This window comes from Streptomyces sp. NPDC098789, assembly GCF_044759975.1.
In the GTDB taxonomy this organism is placed as follows: domain Bacteria; phylum Actinomycetota; class Actinomycetes; order Streptomycetales; family Streptomycetaceae; genus Streptomyces.
On sequence record NZ_JBIWAJ010000044.1, the window covers coordinates 1 to 17,859 of the forward strand.

General features: G+C 63.1%; 12 protein-coding genes and 4 pseudogenes. 6 read left to right on the top strand and 10 right to left on the bottom strand.

Translation table 11 applies throughout. The features are described 5' to 3' along the window. The first annotated feature begins 149 nt into the window (after positions 1 to 149). Together ACIQWR_RS40790 and ACIQWR_RS40795 are read left to right on the top strand one after the other, a co-directional pair. A complete protein-coding gene (locus ACIQWR_RS40790; protein WP_404021050.1) occupies positions 150 to 956 on the top strand; it encodes a methyltransferase domain-containing protein in 807 nt (268 codons plus the stop codon). A 219-nt stretch (positions 957 to 1,175) separates the two neighbouring features. Then, positions 1,176 to 2,035, top strand: a protein-coding gene (locus ACIQWR_RS40795; protein ID WP_404021053.1) for an IS5 family transposase whose coding sequence is annotated in 2 segments (ribosomal slippage) — positions 1,176 to 1,524 and positions 1,524 to 2,035 — 861 coding nt in all. Because the reading frame shifts where the segments join, the coding sequence is not laid out codon by codon here. 21 nt (positions 2,036 to 2,056) lie between these two features. On the opposite strand, the gene ACIQWR_RS40800 is transcribed toward ACIQWR_RS40795, so the two are convergent. From ACIQWR_RS40800 to ACIQWR_RS40830, 7 genes and pseudogenes are all read right to left on the bottom strand, one after another. Further along, complete coding sequence (locus ACIQWR_RS40800) at positions 2,057 to 2,386, bottom strand: hypothetical protein (protein ID WP_404021055.1); 330 nt, start codon at positions 2,384 to 2,386, stop codon at positions 2,057 to 2,059. Positions 2,387 to 2,459: 73 nt separating this feature from the next. Further along, a protein-coding gene (locus ACIQWR_RS40805; protein WP_404021058.1) for an IS5 family transposase occupies positions 2,460 to 3,328 on the bottom strand; the annotation gives its coding sequence in 2 pieces (ribosomal slippage) (positions 2,460 to 2,785 and positions 2,785 to 3,328; 870 coding nt in all). A gap of 282 nt (positions 3,329 to 3,610) precedes the next feature. Further along, positions 3,611 to 4,407, bottom strand: a protein-coding gene (locus tag ACIQWR_RS40810; RefSeq protein ID WP_404021076.1) for an IS5 family transposase whose coding sequence is annotated in 2 segments (ribosomal slippage) — positions 3,611 to 4,086 and positions 4,086 to 4,407 — 798 coding nt in all. Because the reading frame shifts where the segments join, the coding sequence is not laid out codon by codon here. A gap of 466 nt (positions 4,408 to 4,873) precedes the next feature. Beyond that, complete coding sequence (locus ACIQWR_RS40815; RefSeq protein ID WP_404021061.1) at positions 4,874 to 6,421, bottom strand: trypsin-like peptidase domain-containing protein; 1,548 nt, start codon at positions 6,419 to 6,421, stop codon at positions 4,874 to 4,876. Between the two features lie 86 nt (positions 6,422 to 6,507). Further along, on the bottom strand, positions 6,508 to 6,972 hold the full coding sequence (locus ACIQWR_RS40820; protein ID WP_404021063.1) for a hypothetical protein: 465 nt from the start codon (positions 6,970 to 6,972) through the stop codon (positions 6,508 to 6,510). Between the two features lie 501 nt (positions 6,973 to 7,473). Then, a pseudogene (locus tag ACIQWR_RS40825) lies at positions 7,474 to 7,988 on the bottom strand (transposase); the annotation flags it as partial. 99 nt (positions 7,989 to 8,087) lie between these two features. Beyond that, positions 8,088 to 8,671, bottom strand: a pseudogene (locus ACIQWR_RS40830) (transposase); the annotation flags it as partial. A 91-nt stretch (positions 8,672 to 8,762) separates the two neighbouring features. On the opposite strand from ACIQWR_RS40830, the pseudogene ACIQWR_RS40835 reads away from it, so the two are divergent. Both ACIQWR_RS40835 and ovoA read left to right on the top strand, forming a co-directional pair. Further along, positions 8,763 to 10,006 (top strand): annotated as a pseudogene (locus ACIQWR_RS40835) (IS256 family transposase). A gap of 254 nt (positions 10,007 to 10,260) precedes the next feature. Then, entirely contained in the window at positions 10,261 to 12,591 is a 2,331-nt protein-coding gene (gene ovoA / locus ACIQWR_RS40840; RefSeq protein ID WP_404021065.1) for a 5-histidylcysteine sulfoxide synthase, read from the top strand. A gap of 43 nt (positions 12,592 to 12,634) precedes the next feature. Here the strand turns inward: ovoA and ACIQWR_RS40845 are convergent, their stop codons facing one another. Then, positions 12,635 to 13,678 carry a hypothetical protein gene (locus tag ACIQWR_RS40845; RefSeq protein WP_404021067.1) on the bottom strand — a complete coding sequence of 348 codons (1,044 nt, stop codon included), beginning with the start codon at positions 13,676 to 13,678 and terminating at the stop codon, positions 12,635 to 12,637. A gap of 712 nt (positions 13,679 to 14,390) precedes the next feature. Here ACIQWR_RS40845 and ACIQWR_RS40850 point away from each other — a divergent pair. Both ACIQWR_RS40850 and ACIQWR_RS40855 read left to right on the top strand, forming a co-directional pair. After that, the gene (locus ACIQWR_RS40850; RefSeq protein WP_404021070.1) at positions 14,391 to 15,482 is read left to right on the top strand and encodes an IS630 family transposase; all 1,092 of its coding nucleotides are present in this window, start codon (positions 14,391 to 14,393) and stop codon (positions 15,480 to 15,482) included. Between the two features lie 498 nt (positions 15,483 to 15,980). Next, positions 15,981 to 16,385 (top strand): annotated as a pseudogene (locus ACIQWR_RS40855) (IS30 family transposase); the annotation flags it as partial. Positions 16,386 to 16,489: 104 nt separating this feature from the next. Here the strand turns inward: ACIQWR_RS40855 and ACIQWR_RS40860 are convergent. Together ACIQWR_RS40860 and ACIQWR_RS40865 are read right to left on the bottom strand one after the other, a co-directional pair. After that, positions 16,490 to 17,050 (bottom strand): hypothetical protein, encoded by a 561-nt coding sequence (locus ACIQWR_RS40860; RefSeq protein ID WP_404021073.1) that lies wholly within the window; start codon positions 17,048 to 17,050, stop codon positions 16,490 to 16,492. 232 nt (positions 17,051 to 17,282) lie between these two features. Then, positions 17,283 to 17,771: a transposase gene (locus ACIQWR_RS40865; RefSeq protein WP_404021079.1), complete on the bottom strand. Its 489-nt coding sequence runs from the start codon at positions 17,769 to 17,771 to the stop codon at positions 17,283 to 17,285. Positions 17,772 to 17,859 lie beyond the last annotated feature (88 nt).

Sequence of the window (17,859 nt, forward strand, 5' to 3'; positions counted from 1 at the left end):
CGGCCAGGCACTCCCACGCCCCACACCAGCCAACCAACCTGCACACACCCAGGTCACAAGACCAGCCCAGGCACTACATCAATGGCCCGTCATAGGAAGGGACAGAGTGTCCACATCCCAGAAGTCACCGCACTCCATAGGCTACACATATGTCATCGTCACCTTTCTATCTTCGGGGTACGGGCCTTGCGACCGCAGCGGACCAGCTGGACCGGGCTCTTAACGAAATCGCCACCTCCACGGGCATCAAGCGCCTACGCGCGTGGGCACTCCATGAATTGCGAATCCGGCACGGCGAAACAGTCGTCGATGTAGGATCCGGCAACGGGTCTTACACCCGACGGCTGGCTTCCTGCGCTGGGCCAACCGGCCGTACCATTGGCGTGGAACTCAACGACGGGCTACGGCGGATCGCTGTCCAACGGGCAAATGAAACCGGCAGCAAGGCCGAGTTCACCAAAGGCGACGCTCTAGCCCTGCCCTTCCGCCCGGCGAGCGTCGATGTAGTGTGGTGTGAACGCGTCCTGCAACACTTAGACGAACCCGACCACGCCGTCAAAGAGATCAGTCGTGTGCTATCTCCTGGCGGCCGGGCCGTGCTGATAGACACCGACTGGGCAACCTTGGTCATTTCTCCCGGAGACCCTGACACCGTCACAGCACTGGCCCGGAGCGCCGCCAAATACATGGCCAATCCCTACTCGGGTCGCAAACTCCCAGGCCAACTCACAAGAGCGGGACTCGAGGTGGTCGATATGAGTTCACAAGCAACCATGCGAACCCATCGCGATGTCCGCTGGGACAGCCTGCGCAAGCATGCCGAACGTGCCGTCGAACTAGGCCTGGCCACGACTACGGAAATCGACGAACTGATAAACGAACTCGTCAGAGCAACTACGGAAGGCACCCTACATTGCTCAGTGACCATGTTCGCAGCTATCGCTCGACGCCCCTAGCCTCGCCGTAAACCCGTCCCGCCTCGCGGCAGCGACCGGCCAGATCCCAACCCGGACGGCTGCACTTCCGCTATGGCCCTCCGCCGACGGCACGACCCTGGATCTGGGGCAAACCCGCACCGCCCACCCGACGCCGACGACGCCGCTACATCTACCGCCTTTAAGGAACGCAGCACTAGGCGTGTCTTCAAAGGGTTCTGATGGGGGATCATGTGTCGCATGGTGCGTCGTCATGAGCTGTCGGATCTGGAGTGGGAAGCGTTGTCCGTGCTGTTGCCGCGGTCGTCGTCGGGGCGGCCGCGGCTGGATGACCGGCGGGTGCTGAACGGGATCGTGTGGAAGCTCCGGACGGGTACGGCATGGCGTGATGTGCCGTCACGGTACGGACCTTGGCAGACTCTGTACACGCGTTTCCGCAGGTGGGCGGTGGACGGGGCGTTCACGCGGATGCTGGCCGCGGTCCAGGCGGAGAAAGATTCGGCCGGTGATATCGACTGGCTGGTGTCGGTCGACTCCACGGTCGCGCGGGCCCATCAGCATGCCGCCGGTGCCCGCAAAAAGGGGCAGGGCAGAGGGACGAAGTATGTGATCACGCCCTCGGACGATCCAGAGGCGGACTGACCACGAAGATCCACCTGGCCTGTGACGGCCGCGGTCGGCCGCTCGGCTTCGTCCTCACCGGCGGCAACGCCGCCGACTGCACCCACTTCGAGCAGGTTATGGACGCCATCAAGGTCCGCCGGTCCGGGCCCGGCCGGCCTCGGACCCGCCCCGACCACGTCTTGGGCGACAAGGGCTACAACTCCCGCAAGATACGCGCCTACCTGCGTAAACGCGGCATCGGCCACACCATACCCGAACGCCGCGACCAGCGCGCCAACCGAATCCGCCAAGGCCGTGCCGGAGGCAGACCCTGCGCCTTCGACAAGCTGCTCTACAGGAAGCGCAACGTCGTCGAACGCTGCTTCAACCGTCTGAAACAGTTCCGCGCGATCGCTACTCGCTATGACAAAACCCGCGAGTCCTACCAGGCGGCCGTCACTATCGCGTCCCTGTTCCTCTGGCTAAAGCCTCTTTGAAGACACTGCCTAGTGCTTGTTTTAGAAGTCGTTGTTGTGCTGGGTGGGTCGTCCGGGGAAGTCGCGGGCGGCCATCCAGATGGTGAGGTCGCGGGCGATCCCGTCGGTGCTGGTCTCGCTGACGACGTCGTGTTCGCGGCGGGTGTTGTCGCTGCGGACGACCTCGTAGCCACCTTCGTCCAGGACGGCGACGGAGGCGAACCAGGCCGGGTCGTCCTCGTCGGGCTGGATGACGACGAAGGTGTTGTCCGAGTCGTTGAGGTCGTCGATCAGCATGAACAGGGCGTCCTCGGACGGGTCGTCGATGTGGTCGCCATTCTCGCTCTCGGCCCGGTAGTACGCAGCCCCCATCGGCCCTGTCTCCCCTCAACCCGCTGACCTGATCGCGGCCAGAATGACATGCGGGACCGACACGTCCGGCAGGTCACAGCCATTCGTTGATCGCGGCGATGATGACGGTGGCCTCGAAGCGGACCGCGAGCTTGTCGAACCGGGTGGCCACCGCCCGGTTCCGCTTCAGCCGGTTGATGCCGCACTCGACCGCGTGCCGGGCCTTGTAGTCCTCACGGTCGAAGGCCGGAGGCCGCCCGCCCGACGTCCCCCGGCCCTTACGGTGACCGGCCTGATCGGACGGTTCCGGAATGGTGCAACGGATGCCGCGCCGCCGGAGATAGGCACGGTTCGCGCGCGATGAGTAGGCCTTGTCGGCTCGCACCCGCAACGGGCGGCCCCGGGGCCGCCCAGGCGGAGACGAGGGACCCGGATAGTCTCCAGCACCGCCGTGAACTGCGGATCCTCTCCCCGCTGACCGGCTGTGACCAGCAGTGATAGCGGCCGCTGGCCTTGCTCACAGGCTAGGTGAATCTTCGTGGTCCAACCCCCGCGGGACCGGCCCAGACTGTGATCATCAGGTTCGGACCGGTGGCCGCCCGGCGGCTCCTTCTGGGCTTGACCGTCCCTACGGGCGCCGGCCGCGTGTTGATGGGCCCGGCAGATCGTGGAGTCGACGTTCACGTCCCAGGTGATCAGCCCGACGGCATCCGCCCGGGCCTGTAACCCGGTCAGCACCGACGACCAGACGCCATTACGCTGCCAGCACCGGAACAGCCCATAGACCGTCTGCCACGGACCGTACTCCGTGGGCAGATCACGCCACGGGGCGCCGGTCCGCACCCGCCAGCGGATCCCGTCGATCAACCGCCGCCGGCACGCCGCGGGCCTGCCCAGCCCCGCGACCGGCAACAACGGCCCCAGCACCGCCCACCGGTCATCTGAAAGATCCCCTCGCCCCACACCGAGATCATCACGGCGTGAGGCGAGACACGGACCCCAGTTCTAAAACACGGCCTAGAGGCGGCCTGCGGCGCCAGGAACCTCGTCGACCAGGACGGTAGCAACGGCTCGGTCAGTGCCCACAAGTCGTCTTCACGGACATGTTTAAAAGTGCCACGAAGGTTAACTGGATCAAGAATCCACCTCACCCGAGTAGGTCGTGGAGGAATTGCCCAAGGTCGTGAACGCCCAGAGCTGACGCCACACCTTCCCTGCAATCCCCACATAGAGCTCGTAACAGGATCATGAGTCGGGCTTGTTGAGTCGTCGCCAGCAGATGAGGCTGCAGGCGAGGGAGACGAAGGCGTCGTGGAGTTCGGTGCGGTGTTCCCAGCGGACGGCGAGTCGTTTGAACTGGTGGAGCAGGGCGAAGGTCTGCTCGACGACGTAGCGGAGCTTGCCCATGCCCTTGATGTTCGGGGCTCCCCTGCGGGAGATGACCGGCAGGATCCGGCGTTTGCGCAGCTCATCGCGGTTCGGGTTCGAGTCGTAGCCCTTGTCGCCGAGCAGGGCGTCGGGGCGTCTGCGGGGGCGGCCGGGTCTGCCGGCGACGGGTGGGATGCCGTCGACCAGGTCGAGGGTCTGGGTGACGTCGTTGACGTTCGCCGCGGTCGTGATGACCTTGAGCGGAGTGCCGCGTCCGTCGCAGATCAGATGGTGTTTGTTGCCCGTCTTCCGCCGGTCGACCGGCGACGGACCGGTGTCGGCGCCCCCTTTTTCGCGCGGATGTGGGAGCCATCCACGCACGCCCGGGACCAGTCAAGGCGTCCGGCCGCGTTCAGTTCGGCGAGGAGGATCCGGTGCAGCTGGTCGAAGACCCCGGCCTGCTGCCAGCGCTCCAGTCTGCGCCAGCAGGTCTGCCCCGAGCCGAACCCCAGCTCAGGCGGCAGGAGTTGCCAGGCGATGTCATTGCACCGCACGTACAGGATGCCTTGCAGACACAGCCGGTCAGCCACCGGTCGAGGCCCCGGTGACCTCGCCGGCCAGGGCGGCAGCAGCGGCTCGATACGTGCCCACAAGTCGTCATCCACGATCCACAGCCGAGTACTCACACCACCACGAACAGCCGAATCCTCACACCAGTCACGGCTGACCAGAGCATCTCATCAAGATCCTGTTACGAGCTCATAGCACAGAAAGGTCGAGTTTGAAATCTTTACATTTTGCCAAGATTGATGACCGAGACACAGCAGCACCGATATCACAACCCGTTCACGTCTGGAGTGATATCGGCGCTGCCGGATTGTCGCCAGAGAGTATGAGGAGCCTGGGGGCTGACGCGAATCCGCTCGGCCACCTTACAGGAATACCAGAGTCAGCAGTTGACGTCGAGGCGTACCCTTTCACCAACCTTGACGCGCACGGCGGTAATTTTTTCAACTACCCCGACCAACGATGACATCCCGCTTCCCTATTCGGAATGCAAGCCACTGGACAATCTGGCCTGCACCCCTAACCGGGCCCACCAATTACTTCCAGTATTGTTATGGAATAAATCCACACTGCTCAGGATACCGCAAATTCTGCAGGTTTCGTCTCATTTCCAGCGTAGTCCGACCCTATTGCGCAGTAAGTAAATGAGCCTTCGTTCTTATTCATGACGGCAGGAAATCCGATATATCCCTGATATCCGCTACGGTCAGAGCAGTCAACTGTCCCTTTGGGGCCGTACTTATAATCCATGGAGACTATTTCCCACAGGGCAAGGCCAGGACTGACCGAAAATGCGGGCCCTTGATCCGACTCGAATTCCATTACATCGATTACTGGACTGGCTACAGGTGGAGTGTTGTCAACCTTCGCATATGCGTATGCCGGGTTTGACAGTGACGCACTCCACGAGGTGTCCGAAAGATCTGGGCCACTTCCCCCGATAGAGCAGACAACATGCAATCCGTCCTCCTTGGGGAGGGGCCCATTGAAACGAATATTGGAACCTTCAAGTTTCGTCGGACGCGAGTAACCATGCGGGTTGCTGCAGTTCACCACTCCGAGCTTACCTTCTTTGAAAGAAGCCCAGGTGTAGTGCGACATTCCCGCACCGGCTGTAACATTCCAGCGATTAGGCCCCGATTCATTCATGCTTTTAATCGTTGACGCACGGAAGGACAGGTCGAGATGCTCACCGCGGTCGAGATTGCACCCAGGGCGGCTAAAATCCACTCCCGTGGGTCTGAGGCATGCCGCCAAGGTGCCAACAGGGGTTGCGTAGGAAGTGCCGTCACTTGGCACCCACAGGCCATTTGGCCTGCCCTCACAGGGACGGTTCAACCCACACCCAAGGAAGCCGGGTGTGGCGATCGTGTTCAGTACTGCGGTAACCGGCCCTCCGGCCTTTCCGACCGGACTCCCAGAAGATCCCCCATGTACACCCGCGCAATCAGCGGCTACAGCATCCCGCCACAGCCAGGCACCCTCGGTCAACGCTATATCATCCCGTTGAATAACGCATTCTGAAACACGCATGTACTGCTCATCTGCCGGTATACCATCAGACGGAGCATGGCCGACCTCAACGCTCTCCGCTACCTTGGGATATTCCCCGGAGATTCCCCTGGGAGCTATCCCTCGCTTCGCGAGATCAGCATAGGTGGATTCCAATCGAAGGACAGCGATATCCGCATCCTTCATCGTCGCATAGACGATCGATTCCACACGATTCTTTGAATGTAGATCTTTATTGTCTTTGAAGTAAGAAGGTGTGAACGACCAGCCAGTGGGAGCTACTTTGTCTACGACAACTTCATTCGTCCCCATGCTTGAATTTACACAATGCCCGGCGGTCAGTATCAACGCTTTATCGCGAGCATTTACGTCGGTTGATGGGGCTATCACAGTTGCTGTGCACGCAGAGGCTGCGCTGAGCCTTCCGCTGGCACGCAAGCGCTTTCCTGCCTCAGATTCGCTTTCTACAAGTGGCGCTTCTACGGAAGCAGAATCCGCCGACTTGGCATCCTCTGACGCAGCGCTACTTGTAACGGACAAGAGAGAAGCTACAGCGGAAATCAGAGCGATCGACCCTGCCGCCCGATATCGAAGAACTTGCCGCGTCATTGCCGAAATTAAACCTTACCTAGAAGAGAAAAGTGAGATGAGCCGGAGGTAGTCCGGCAGGGTATTTGTTGCTTCTGGGAAGCTGCTTAAATCCAAACCGTCGCTGTAGCCACGACTTCGGCAGATTCCGGATTAGAGGGATCGCCGTACCGGATCTCCGTGCGCGGGTGAGCACGAAGGAAACTGGGATCGGCAATGACGACCCTTTCCGCGTCCGGTACACTATCTACGATAATATCGGTGTCAAGTATGTGGCCGTGGTCCCCCGACGCCGGCGCGTAGACGAAGAACACGCCGCCCGTGCGTGACCGAGAAATCTCGTCATCATCTAGTACAAGTGCCCAGAACTTTACAGGTTGGCCGGCGGGCCACATGGTGAGCTGCTCGACATGCAGACCTTGAAGTTCGATGCCAACATATTCCCCTCCCTGAGTGTCTGTGATCGTTTGACGGGGTTCCAGCGGAGTCTCGGCATTCGCCACGGGTACGGAAACAGTGATGATTGCGATCACTGCGGGACAGAGCATGGCAAGTCGGAATGCCGCACGCATTTGAGCTCTTTCAGTAGACTTAACAGTTGGCGTTAGATTGAGCCAGGATATTGCAGACATTCACTCTACACTGGCCGATGCAGAATGCATCGAATTTTCCAGACAATAATCTGAACCAGCTCGGCCATTCTGGCACACCTCCAGAGGAGTGACGAAGAACTACTCGGAGAAAGCGGAGGCGCCAAAGCAGAAGATCACACACGCGCGTCGGCAAAATAGAACCGTTCGCCCCAAGATCAACAGGACTAAAGTCCTTGCCGTGCGCGCTTGGGGACGGTATGCATGCCACCGAAGGTGCAGGCGCCAGCACAGAGCAGACCTGCAGGTCATGACCACCCCGCCGAGACACTGAGCGTTTTCGGCGGTGAGTCTTCAGGGATGAGGATGGCTCTACCGTTTGACGTGAGTGCGTTCGGGCTGAGGTGAGCTTGCAGAGGATGCGGTGATGGACCTCTCGACGGGCCACCGCGGGCGGGAGTGTGCCTGATTGACGGAGTTCCGCCAGCGTTTGAGGCCGGTTCCGGTCGGGTCCAGGGACATCACCGCGAGGTAGACGCACTTCATGGCCGCGTTCTCGGAGGGGAAGTGGCCGCGGGCCCTCACGGCCCGGCGGATCCTGGCGTTGACGGACTCGATCACGTTCGTGGTACAGACGATCCGCCGGATCTCAGCGTCGAACTGAAGGAACGGGACGAACTCGGCCCAGGCGTTCTCCCACAACCGGACGATCGCCGGATACTTCTGGCCCCATTCCTTGCAGAACTCGAGGAACCGGCGGGTGGCCGCGTCCTCGGTCGGAGCCGTGTAGACCGGCTTCAGCACTTTGACGATCTTGCCCCAGTCCTGACGGCCCGCGTAGCGGAACGACGCCCTCAGCAAGTGAACGACGCAGGTCTGGACGACAGTCTTGGACCAAACCCCGCCGACCGCGTCGGGCAGGCCCTTCAGCCCGTCACCAGCATCAAGACGTCCTCCACGCCACGGTTTTTCAACTCGGTCAGGACCCTCAACCAATGAGCATGTTCAACTCGACCACCGATCGGGTGACCGTTTGTGACATCGACCCAGGTCAGCACACGCTGTAGCACTCAGTTGAAGCCCAAGTTGAACATGCTCAATGCTTGGCACCCTCGCCGCCTTCGCCACCGGCCCACAGCCCGAGGATGTCGCGGTGGCCCTCGGCAGTGACCGCGAGGGCCGCATAGATAGGGCGGTTGGCGACCTGGCCGTCGCGGATCTTCACGGTGATGCAGTCGATGAACACGACCGGCTAGACGCGGTCCAGCGGGCGGGCCTGCGATTCGGCCATGCCTTCCATCACCGAATCGGTGATCGTGAAGATGGTCTGCTTGGAAACCTCAGCGCCGTAGACCTCAGCCAGATACGCCGAGACCTCGCCGTGGGTAAGACCTTTCGCGGACAGCGACAGGACCATCTCGTCCACGCCGGTCAGCCGGCGCTGGCACTGGCGCTTCTTGACGATCTGCGGCTCGAACGCTCCCTCGCGGTCCCGCGGCACCTGGATCTCCACCGGACCGACGGCGGTGACAACGCTCTTCGAGCGTTTCCCGTACCTCGAGTTGCCGTCGTTCTTACCCGCGGGATCATCCCGGCCATAGCCAAGATGATCCGTCATCTCTCCCTCGAGAGCGGACTCCAGCAGCCGCTTCGTCAGCTGCTGGAGCAGCCCGCCCTCGCCCGGGGTCTGTACGGTCAACGGTGGATCTTCGAACTGGAAGTGACACCTGATGACAGACGTGATCGTCTCGGCTGAGGCCGTCGAGGAAGTGATGCCCGCTGGGGCGCCGGGTGGGCTGGATGACCAGTTAATCGGTCAGCTGGTGGACCGGGCGAAGGCCGACGGGGTCAAGCTGACTGGCCAGGGTGGTCTGTTGCAGCAGTTGACGAAGAGGCTCCTCGAGTCCGCTCTCAAGGGTGAGATCACCGATCACCTCGGGCATGAGAAGCGTGAGAAGGCCGGCTCGGGCAACACCCGTAACGGGACCCGGTCGAAGGCGGTGGTGACCGAGGTCGGCCCGGTCGAGATCGACGTGCCGCGGGACCCGGAGGGCTCGTTCGAGCCGCAGATCGTCAAGAAGCGACAGCGCCGGCTGACCGGCGTCGACGAGATGGTGCTCTCGCTTTCGGCCCGCGGTCTGACCCATGGTCAGATCTCCGCCCACCTCGCGGAGGTCTACGGTGCCGAGGTCTCCAAAACGACCATCTCGACGATTACCGACAAGGTGGTCGAGGCATGAATGAATGGCAGAGCCGCCCCCTGGACTCGGTCTATCCGGTTTTGTTCATCGGCTGTGTCCACGTGAAGCTGCGGGATGGGGAGGTCGCGAACAGGCCAGTCTATGTGGTCTTGGCGGTCACGGTCGAGGGCACTCGCGAGATCCTGGGCCTGTGGGCCGGAGACGGCGGTGAGGGCGCCAAGTACTGGCTCCAGGTCCTCACGGAGATCAGGAATCGCGGCACGGAAGACGTCTGCATGGTCGTCTGCGACGGATTGAAGGGGCTGCCCGACGCGATCGGAGCTGTCTGGCCGCAGGCGATCACGCAGACGTGTGTCGTTCACCTTCTGCGGGCGTCGTTCCGTTACGCGGCCCGGCAGGATTGGGACAAGATCTCGAAGGCCCTCAAGCCCGTCTACACCGCGCCGACCGAGGACGCCGCGACGGAACGGTTCCTGGAGTTCCAGGAGGAATTGGGCCGGAAGTACCCGGCGATCGTGCGGTTGTGGGAGAACGCGTGGGCCGACTTCGTGCCGTTCCTCCAGTTCGACACCGAGATACGGCGGATCGTCTGCACGACGAACGCGATCGAGTCCGTGAACGCACGGATCCGCAAAGCCGTCCGGGCCCGAGGCCACTTCCCGAACGAGCAGGCCGCCATCAAGTGCGTCTACATGGCGATCATGAGCCTCGACCCCACCAGCCAGGGACGCAAGCGCTGGACCCAACGCTGGAAGGCAGCCCTGAACGCCTTCGACATCACCTTCGACGGCCGACTCTCAGCCGCCCGCCACTGAACCCCTAACAACTCCAGAACCACCGTTCACTGGACAGACCCCTCACTGGCAGCCTGCGGCCCAGCAGTAACAGTTGTCACATATCGACTGGATGCTGCTTGCCGGGGGTAGTACACAGGCAGCCGGATGTGCTGGACATGTGGGCTGGATGTGTCATATGCCATGGCTTCCCCGGGGCAGGTTTGGATGCAAACCTGCGCGCGCGGCGGAGGAGGCTGGAGGTCCTTCTCAAATAAGCCAACGGAGGATGCACGATGAGCCGGACATCGGAGCCTGCGGAAACGTCTCCCAGGGAAGCGTCAGAGGATGGGCGTCTGCTCGGCACCCGAGGCGACTGGTGGTTCACCGGAGGTGCGCCACAGGGGCCGCTCGCCTCGCTGGCCCCAGCCGATCTGTCCTGTGTCACCCGTGAAGGGGTGATGCGCTACTTCAACAACATCTGGGTGCTCCAGGAGGCGCTGTTCGCCGGGCTGCAGGGGTCCGAGGCGTTCTACCGGGCTCCGGACCATGGGCTGCGGCATCCTTTGGTGTTCTACTACGGGCACCCGGCAGCCTTCTACGCCAACAAGCTCCGCCTTGCAGGGCTGCTGGACGGGGCGGTCGACACCAAGTTCGAGGAACTGTTCGAGGTCGGTGTGGATGAGATGTCCTGGGACGAGGTGAATCGGCCGCGGGCGGACTGGCCCGCCGTCCTCGACGTTCACGCCTACCGTTCCCGGGTTTACCGCCGAGTGTCCGAGGTCATCCGGAGAACCGATTTTGCGGGCGAATCGGGGCAGCCGGTCACTGCCGACGACCCGGAGTGGGCCGTCTTCATGGGTATCGAGCACGATCGGATCCATCTGGAGACCAGTTCAGTTCTCGTGCGGGAACTGCCCCTGCGGTTCGTTTCGGCACACCCGTCGTGGCCGGCGGTCGCCCCCTACCGCTCCTCGGCCGCAGATCCCGCCCAAGCCCCTTGTATCGAACTCCGCAGCGTCGCGGAGGGCACGGTCGTTCTGGGCAGGCCGCGTGATACACGTTTCTATGGATGGGACAATGAGTTCGGCCACCGAAGTGTCGTTGTGCCCGCCTTCCAAGCGTCTTCACAGGTCGTCACCAATGGGCAGTTCCTCGAGTTCGTCCAAGACGGCGGCTACCGACAGCCCCGATGGTGGAGCGGGGAGGGGTGGAAGTGGCGTACGTTCCGTGAGGCACGATGGCCCCGGTTCTGGGTTTCCTCCCAAAATTCCCGGCACCTTGGCGAGTGGAGGCTTCGGACCCTCTTCTCGCACGAGGCGATGAAGTGGGACTGGCCGGTGTGTGTCAACTACCATGAGGCGAAGGCATTTTGCGCCTGGCGCTCCGACCTGGACGGGGTGTGCTACCGGCTTCCCACCGAGGCCGAATACCGCAGGATGAGGGATGCGGCAGGCCCAGCGCCAGCGGCCCTCGGCGGCGGGCATGCGATGCGGGAGCAAGGCCTCAACATCAGCCTTGCCTACGGGTCGGAGGGCCCAGTGGACGCGGAGCCTGCCGGACCGGCTGGGTTCCAAGGCCTTTCGGGCAACGTATGGCAGTGGTGTGAGGACACCTTCCAGCCCCTGCCGGGGTTTCGCCCCCACGCCCTGTACGACGACTTCAGCACGCCGTGCTTCGACGGAGCCCACCAGATGATTATGGGTGGATCGTTTGTGAGCACGGGGACCATGGCAGCCGACTCGGCCCGATTCCACTTCAGGCCCCACTTCCTGCAGCACACCGGGATCCGCCTGGTTGTCAGCCAGGGCACCTCTCGGCCGGCATCCGGCCAGATGGCCGACTCATCCAAGGTGCAGCCGTCCCTGCCGGCGGCCGCTTCGCCGCGCTACCTCTCCGAGGCTGCGCTCGCCCAGTACCTGATGCTCCACTACGACACCGACAAGGACTGCTGGCCTGCACCGATCGCCCCGGCCGTCGGGTTCGTCCAGCGCATCAGCGCCCTGCTGGCAGGCATCGCCGTACGTGAGCATGTGCCGTTGGACCGGGTCCTGGATGCGGGATGCGCGGTCGGGGGCATGGCCATGGAGCTGAGCAGGCATGCGCAGGAGGTCGTGGGTGTGGACACCAGCGCGCTGTTCATCGATGCGGCCCGTCTCATCGCCGGTGAGGGGCAGATCAGCTACCGGCGTCCCCTGCAGGGCATGCGGGGAGCGCCGGCGACAGCCGTGCGGCCGCGGACGGCCCGTGCCGACTGTGTCCGCTTCGAGGTGGCAGACGCCGCCTCATTCCAGCCTTCGCTGGGCACCTTCGATGCGGTTGTGGCCTCCAACGTGCTGTGCCGGGTCTGTGATCCCGTACAGCTGCTGGCCACGTTGCAGGAGTACACCCGCCCCTCAGGACTTCTGCTCCTGGCAACCCCGTGGTCGTGGGACGAGCAGTTCACCGAGCCCCGCCACTGGATCGGCGGCACACCGGACAGCGATTCATCCTCCGCGCTGGAGCAGCTGTTGCAGCCCGCCTTCACACTGGTCCACGAAGGCAGCGAGACGGCGGTCCTGTGGGTGCACGAGCGGCGCTTTGAGTGCATCACACCCCACATCACGGTGTGGCGCCGCCGGCCATAGAGGACAGGCGCCGCCCACCCAGGCCGCCGGACAAGATTACAAATCAGACCAGGAGACACACAATCTGCTGAATATTGATCGTGAGATCAGAATCCGTGTCGGATGGACCGGGCAGGATAATCCCACTCGCCATTTCGATACCCTTCGGCCCGCCCGCGACCGGCACGAGCGGAATATTGGCCCCCACACCGAGAATTCCACCCAGAGTCCTGGGGAGAATTCCGGCCGGAATGGTGACCTCAAGGATTTCTGGCACCGACGGGTCTGGATTCGTGTAGAGCTTCCTCATGTTCCGGGGAAGCGACCTTGCCGGGCCGAAATTCGTGTAGAAGGGTGAGTACATGACGAACGTCGCGGGCGATGTCGTCCTGGCGGATCCCCGGTTCCAGAAGCGGACCGGCATATCCGTCGCCCTTCCCAGGGGCAGTGCGACGTTCGAATAGGTGAAGTGCAGGTTGACCCTGGCGGCAGGTGGGGTGGGAGGGGATGACTGCCGGACCACGCCGAACTGCTGGGTGTTCCTGACGATGTCGGTGTCGACATCGGGCGAGCCGACAGCCGGTGTGGCCGTGGCGCGTCCGGATGCAGGGATGATGGGGCCGGCCGGGTCCATGACGAACGGGACGTCCACGGCCACTGCCCCGCCGGCGGCCAGGCCCGGGGGAATCTTGATCTCCAGGATCGAGGGGACGTGCGGTCGCGGGTCGTAGTAGAGGAAGCTCCAGTTCGGGTTCGGGACATTTGTGTCGGCGAACCCGAAGTTGACGTAGTAGGGGGTGATGACCTTCAGGCTGACGATCCCCTGAGTGGCATTCTGGCCGAAATTTCGGACAGTGACCTTACATGACCCGGTGTTGTTGGGGTTGAATGTAAGGGTCTCGGTTGTGACGCCTAGGTTCACCAGATTCACCGCGCGAGCAGCAGATGGGGCACCCGTCTTTTCTCCAGGCTGCACTCCGTCTGCAGAAACGGATTCCTTCGCCCCTGCAGCTCGTGCGCCCGCAGCTGCCAAACCCATCGCCGCAATTCCGATACCGGCCATCTGCGTCACACGGCGCCTGGTCACCCCGTCCGCTTCTGCATTCATCACAGCCATTCCCCTTCTGTCGGGTCTCCGTGTTCGGGCACGCTAGCTTCGGCGAAGCACTGCAGGGAAGAAGGCTCGGAAGCACATCACCCGTACAGAGGAAGGAACGATTCCTCGGCAAGGCTTTCGGTACTACGCCGCCGAGCTGCTCGGGACAGGCGGACCGTGTCAAATGCCCCGGCCTGTGTGCCAAGAACACGGGATGGCGGCCCCTGTTGCTCCCGCCGCAGGCGGCCGGTCCGGAGCACACCGAGGGAACCTCCATCCCGGATGCCGGGTTGAGACCTGCCCAGCAGAGTCCTGCCTCGGTGCGACTGCGCCGCCGACAGCGTGGGCCGCGGCCAGATGCAGGAGCCGCATTCCGACCGGCATCCGCCGCCGGTCGCTTGGCGGGACTTCAAAGCGCTGCAGGTCAGGACTCCCGATCCGACGCGGACGCGTGCTGGTCTACTCCTCTGCTCCGCCTTGTTGGCAGCAGGCTTCGTCCCAGCACTGCTGCTCATACTGCGTGCCGCGCCTTGCTCACCTCGATGGGCACAACACGTCCGCCTGCCAGTCGGGCCGCTCCTGGCAGCGGGAAACACCGGCCCTCCGGGCGCAGACGGGCGGGAGGGCAACGAGCCCTTTTCACCGGTGAGAAGACGAGCTCGTTGTGGGAACCGAGCCGGAAGGCCCCTAGTGGCCTGAGTCGGAGGTTTGTCGTTAGTTCGGTATGAATCGTTCGGGTCCGAAGATTCCGCCGTTGTCGGTGAGTGATGCCCAGCGGGGTGTGCTGGAGGGGTGGTTACGTCGTCGTTCGACGGCGCAGGCGTTGGCTCAGCGGTCGCGGATCGTGCTGGAGTGCGCGGATGGGCATTCGGTGATGGAGGTGTCGCGCCGGCTTGGGATCGCGCCGGACACGGTCCGCACCTGGCGGCGGCGCTTCCTCGAGCACGGCCTGGACGGGCTCGGCGACGAACCACGTCCCGGCGTGCCGCGGAAGATCACCGACGCGGATGTCGAGCGGGTGATCGTCAAGACCCTCGAGGAGACACCGAAGAACGCGACGCACTGGTCGACGAGGTCGATGGCCGCGGCGACCGGGATGTCACAGTCGACGGTGTCCAGGATCTGGCGGGCGTTCGCTCTGGCCCCGCACCGGTCGCAGACCTTCAAGCTGTCGACGGACCCGCTGTTCATCGACAAAGTCCGCGACGTCGTCGGCCTCTACCTTGATCCGCCGGAGAAGGCTCTGGTCCTCTGCGTGGACGAGAAGTCGCAGATCCAGGCCCTGGACCGGTCCCAGCCGGTCCTGCCGATGATGCCCGGTGTTCCCGAACGCCGCAGCCACGACTACATCCGCGCCGGCACCACCACCCTCTTCGCCGCCCTCGAAGTCGCCACCGGGAAGGTCATCGGATCGCTCCACCGTCGCCACCGGGCCGCCGAGTTCAAGAAGTTCCTCACCAAGGTCGACAAAGAGGTCCCCGAGGGTCTCCAGGTCCATCTGATCCTCGACAACTACGCGACGCACAAAACACCGGACATCAAGAAGTGGCTGCTGGCCCACCCGCGGTTCCACCTGCACTTCACGCCCACGAGCGCGTCCTGGCTGAACCTGGTGGAACGATGGTTCGCCGAGCTCACACAGAAGAAACTCAAGCGCGGAGTCCACCGCTCCGTCCAGGCCCTCGAACGCAACATCCGGGCCTGGGTGGCCGACTGGAACGACCAGCCCAGGCCCTTCATCTGGACGAAGACCGCCGACGAAATCCTCGACAAAGTCGCCGCCTACTGCCACCGAATCTCTGACTCACGTCACTAGCGGTGCCTACCTGCTCAAGTTCTCCTGGCCGAAGATCGTCCGGCATCAGTTGGTCAAGGGCAGGGCATCCCCGGACGACGCGGCGCTGGAAACCTACTGGGCCGAGCGGCGCTACAAAGGGCCGCCCTCGCCGGTCGACGGCATGACCGTGCGCCTGCTCCAGGCGCAGCAAGGTCGCTGTCTGATCTGTGGAGGGCTCCTACTGCACGCCGATCACCCGCCGCGAAGCCCGCAGGAATGGGAAGGGTGGCGGGCCGTCCTCAGGAAGGCGATCTCCAAGCAGTGCGTCACCTTCCCAGGCCGGGACTTGCCGGGCGATCAACGAATCCGTCTCCTCCACACCCACTGTCAACGGCGGAATGGAGCCGTCGACCGACAAACCCCGCGCCTTCTCCTGACCGCGACCCTTCGGGGCTTGCTTGAGCCGTGTGCGGCGAAAGCCGCACACACGGTTCTGAGGGGGCGGGGGCACACCAATGTGCCCCCGCTACCCGACCCATCATCGGGAAAAACAGCGACTCGGCGATCGCCACCCTGGTCGAACGCTCCACCCGCTACGTCATGCACCTGCCCGGCCACGGCGCCGCCGAAGCCGTCCTGGACGCCCTGACAGTCACGGTCGCCGCTCTGACCACCCACCCTGGCCCACGCCCTCACATGGGACCAGGGCAGCGAGATGGGCCGACACCACGAGTCTACCCTCGCCCGGCCAGCGTCTGGCAGCGCGGCTCGAACGAGAACGCGAACAGCCTGCTCCGCCAGTAGTTCCCCAAGACCACAGACCTCTCCGTCCACACCCCCGCACACCTCACCGCCGTCGCCGACCAACTCAACCGCCGCCCATGCAAAACGCTCGGCTGGGAAACCCCAGCCGAGCGCCTGCATAAACTACCTGTCGCCTGATCAAACCACCACGTGTTGCGACGACCCCTAGAAACCGCCATGTGAGACAGAGACGTTTCTTTTGCAGTCTCGCGTGACGATCCGTAGGCGCTTCAGAGCCAAGCTCATAGGCCGATGAAGGTGATGGTTCCTGTCGCGCCGAGCGTAGTAAGCGGTGCGGAGGGCAAGCACAAGCCCTCGACAGATGTCGGAACAGGTGTGATCACAGCGTCGGTGCCAGCGACTTGGCCGCCTGATGCTGTCCCTGTGATAACGAGCGGGCCGATGACGCCGGCCGAGACGGTCCACGCAACAGTGGAGGTTTCGCCGTTGTCCCACTGGAACTTGAGTTCGCCGTGGGCGTTGCCGAAAAGGCCGACGGCATTGATGCAGCCCAGTTGGCTGCCGATGGAGTTGGCAAACGTGACCTGTCCGCCATGATATCCGACGGTGTCGGTCAGCGAGATACAGGACAGGTGCAAGGGAGCGGTGTTGCCGAGCGTGGTACTACCGGTGATCGCGACGTTCTGCGGGAAGATGGTCAGGCCGGGGGTGAAGCGAATCTGCCCATCATACTGACAGGTGAGGTCGCGTGCGCCGGAAGCGGACGCAGGTCCGGAGGGGAGGAAGGCGGCGGATAACGCCAGTAGGCCGACGGCGAATACCGTCCGGAGTGAATGTCTCATGACATGCCTGCTTTCTGTGTCCCCACCAGCAGGAAGGGCTGGCGATCGGGATCTTTTACCGCAAGTATGCTCTCGATTACCCACTTTGGGAACATATTTCGATATCCTATTTCGCCACTTTCGGCGTCGCGGCTTGTGCGAATCCCGAGGGCTTTGGATCGACCGTCGCCACTTCTTCAAACTCGATGGGCAGGGCTGATTCATTGTCGTGTTGATCATGCTGCGGTGCAGATCAGGTGAGTCCGAGTAGGTCGAGCGGGTGGGTGAACGGCGTGTAGGAGACCTCTCGGAGTTTGGCGGCGATATTGTGGCGGCCACCATCCCGCAGGATGTCGATCGAGAGGTTGCGCAGGGTGGCCATGTTCGCGGGTACATGTCCGGTACGGATCTTGGAGGCGTCTTTGCGGAGGATCCTCCACCAGGCTTCCTGGAGGTTGAGCCAGCACGCACCGACGGGTATGAAGATGTGTTTGATCCTGGGGTGGTCCTCGAGCCAGGCCCGGGTCGAGAGACTGTTGTGCGAGGACAGGTTGTCGGTGATCACGTAGATGTCCCCGGCCGGGTTGGACGTCTCGAGTTTCTGTAAGAACTGCTGGTAGAAGACGCTGTTGCGGGAGGTGGCGGTCATCGTGACCTGCTGTCCGTCCCTCACGCGCAGGCCGCCGTATACCCAGGTCTTCTCCGGCCCGCGGCCGTAGTCGAGCTCGGCTTTGACCTTGATCCTTCAGGCGTGATCGCTGCTGGTTGAGGTGATCGGTTCATCCCGTTTGTCCCGGCTGGTGTCGGGTGGGATCTTCGCGTGTCGCTGC

Excerpts from the sequence above, each read along its gene's own strand:
- ACIQWR_RS40790 (WP_404021050.1), top strand. The coding sequence starts at position 150 with ATGTCATCGTCACCTTTCTATCTTCGGGGTACGGGCCTTGCGACCGCA.
- ACIQWR_RS40860 (WP_404021073.1), bottom strand. The coding sequence starts at position 17,050 with ATGAGACATTCACTCCGGACGGTATTCGCCGTCGGCCTACTGGCGTTA.
- ACIQWR_RS40800 (WP_404021055.1), bottom strand. The coding sequence starts at position 2,386 with ATGGGGGCTGCGTACTACCGGGCCGAGAGCGAGAATGGCGACCACATC.
- ACIQWR_RS40815 (WP_404021061.1), bottom strand. The coding sequence starts at position 6,421 with ATGACGCGGCAAGTTCTTCGATATCGGGCGGCAGGGTCGATCGCTCTG.
- ovoA (WP_404021065.1), top strand. The coding sequence starts at position 10,261 with ATGAGCCGGACATCGGAGCCTGCGGAAACGTCTCCCAGGGAAGCGTCA.
- ACIQWR_RS40850 (WP_404021070.1), top strand. The coding sequence starts at position 14,391 with ATGAATCGTTCGGGTCCGAAGATTCCGCCGTTGTCGGTGAGTGATGCC.
- ACIQWR_RS40820 (WP_404021063.1), bottom strand. The coding sequence starts at position 6,972 with ATGCGTGCGGCATTCCGACTTGCCATGCTCTGTCCCGCAGTGATCGCA.
- ACIQWR_RS40845 (WP_404021067.1), bottom strand. The coding sequence starts at position 13,678 with ATGAATGCAGAAGCGGACGGGGTGACCAGGCGCCGTGTGACGCAGATG.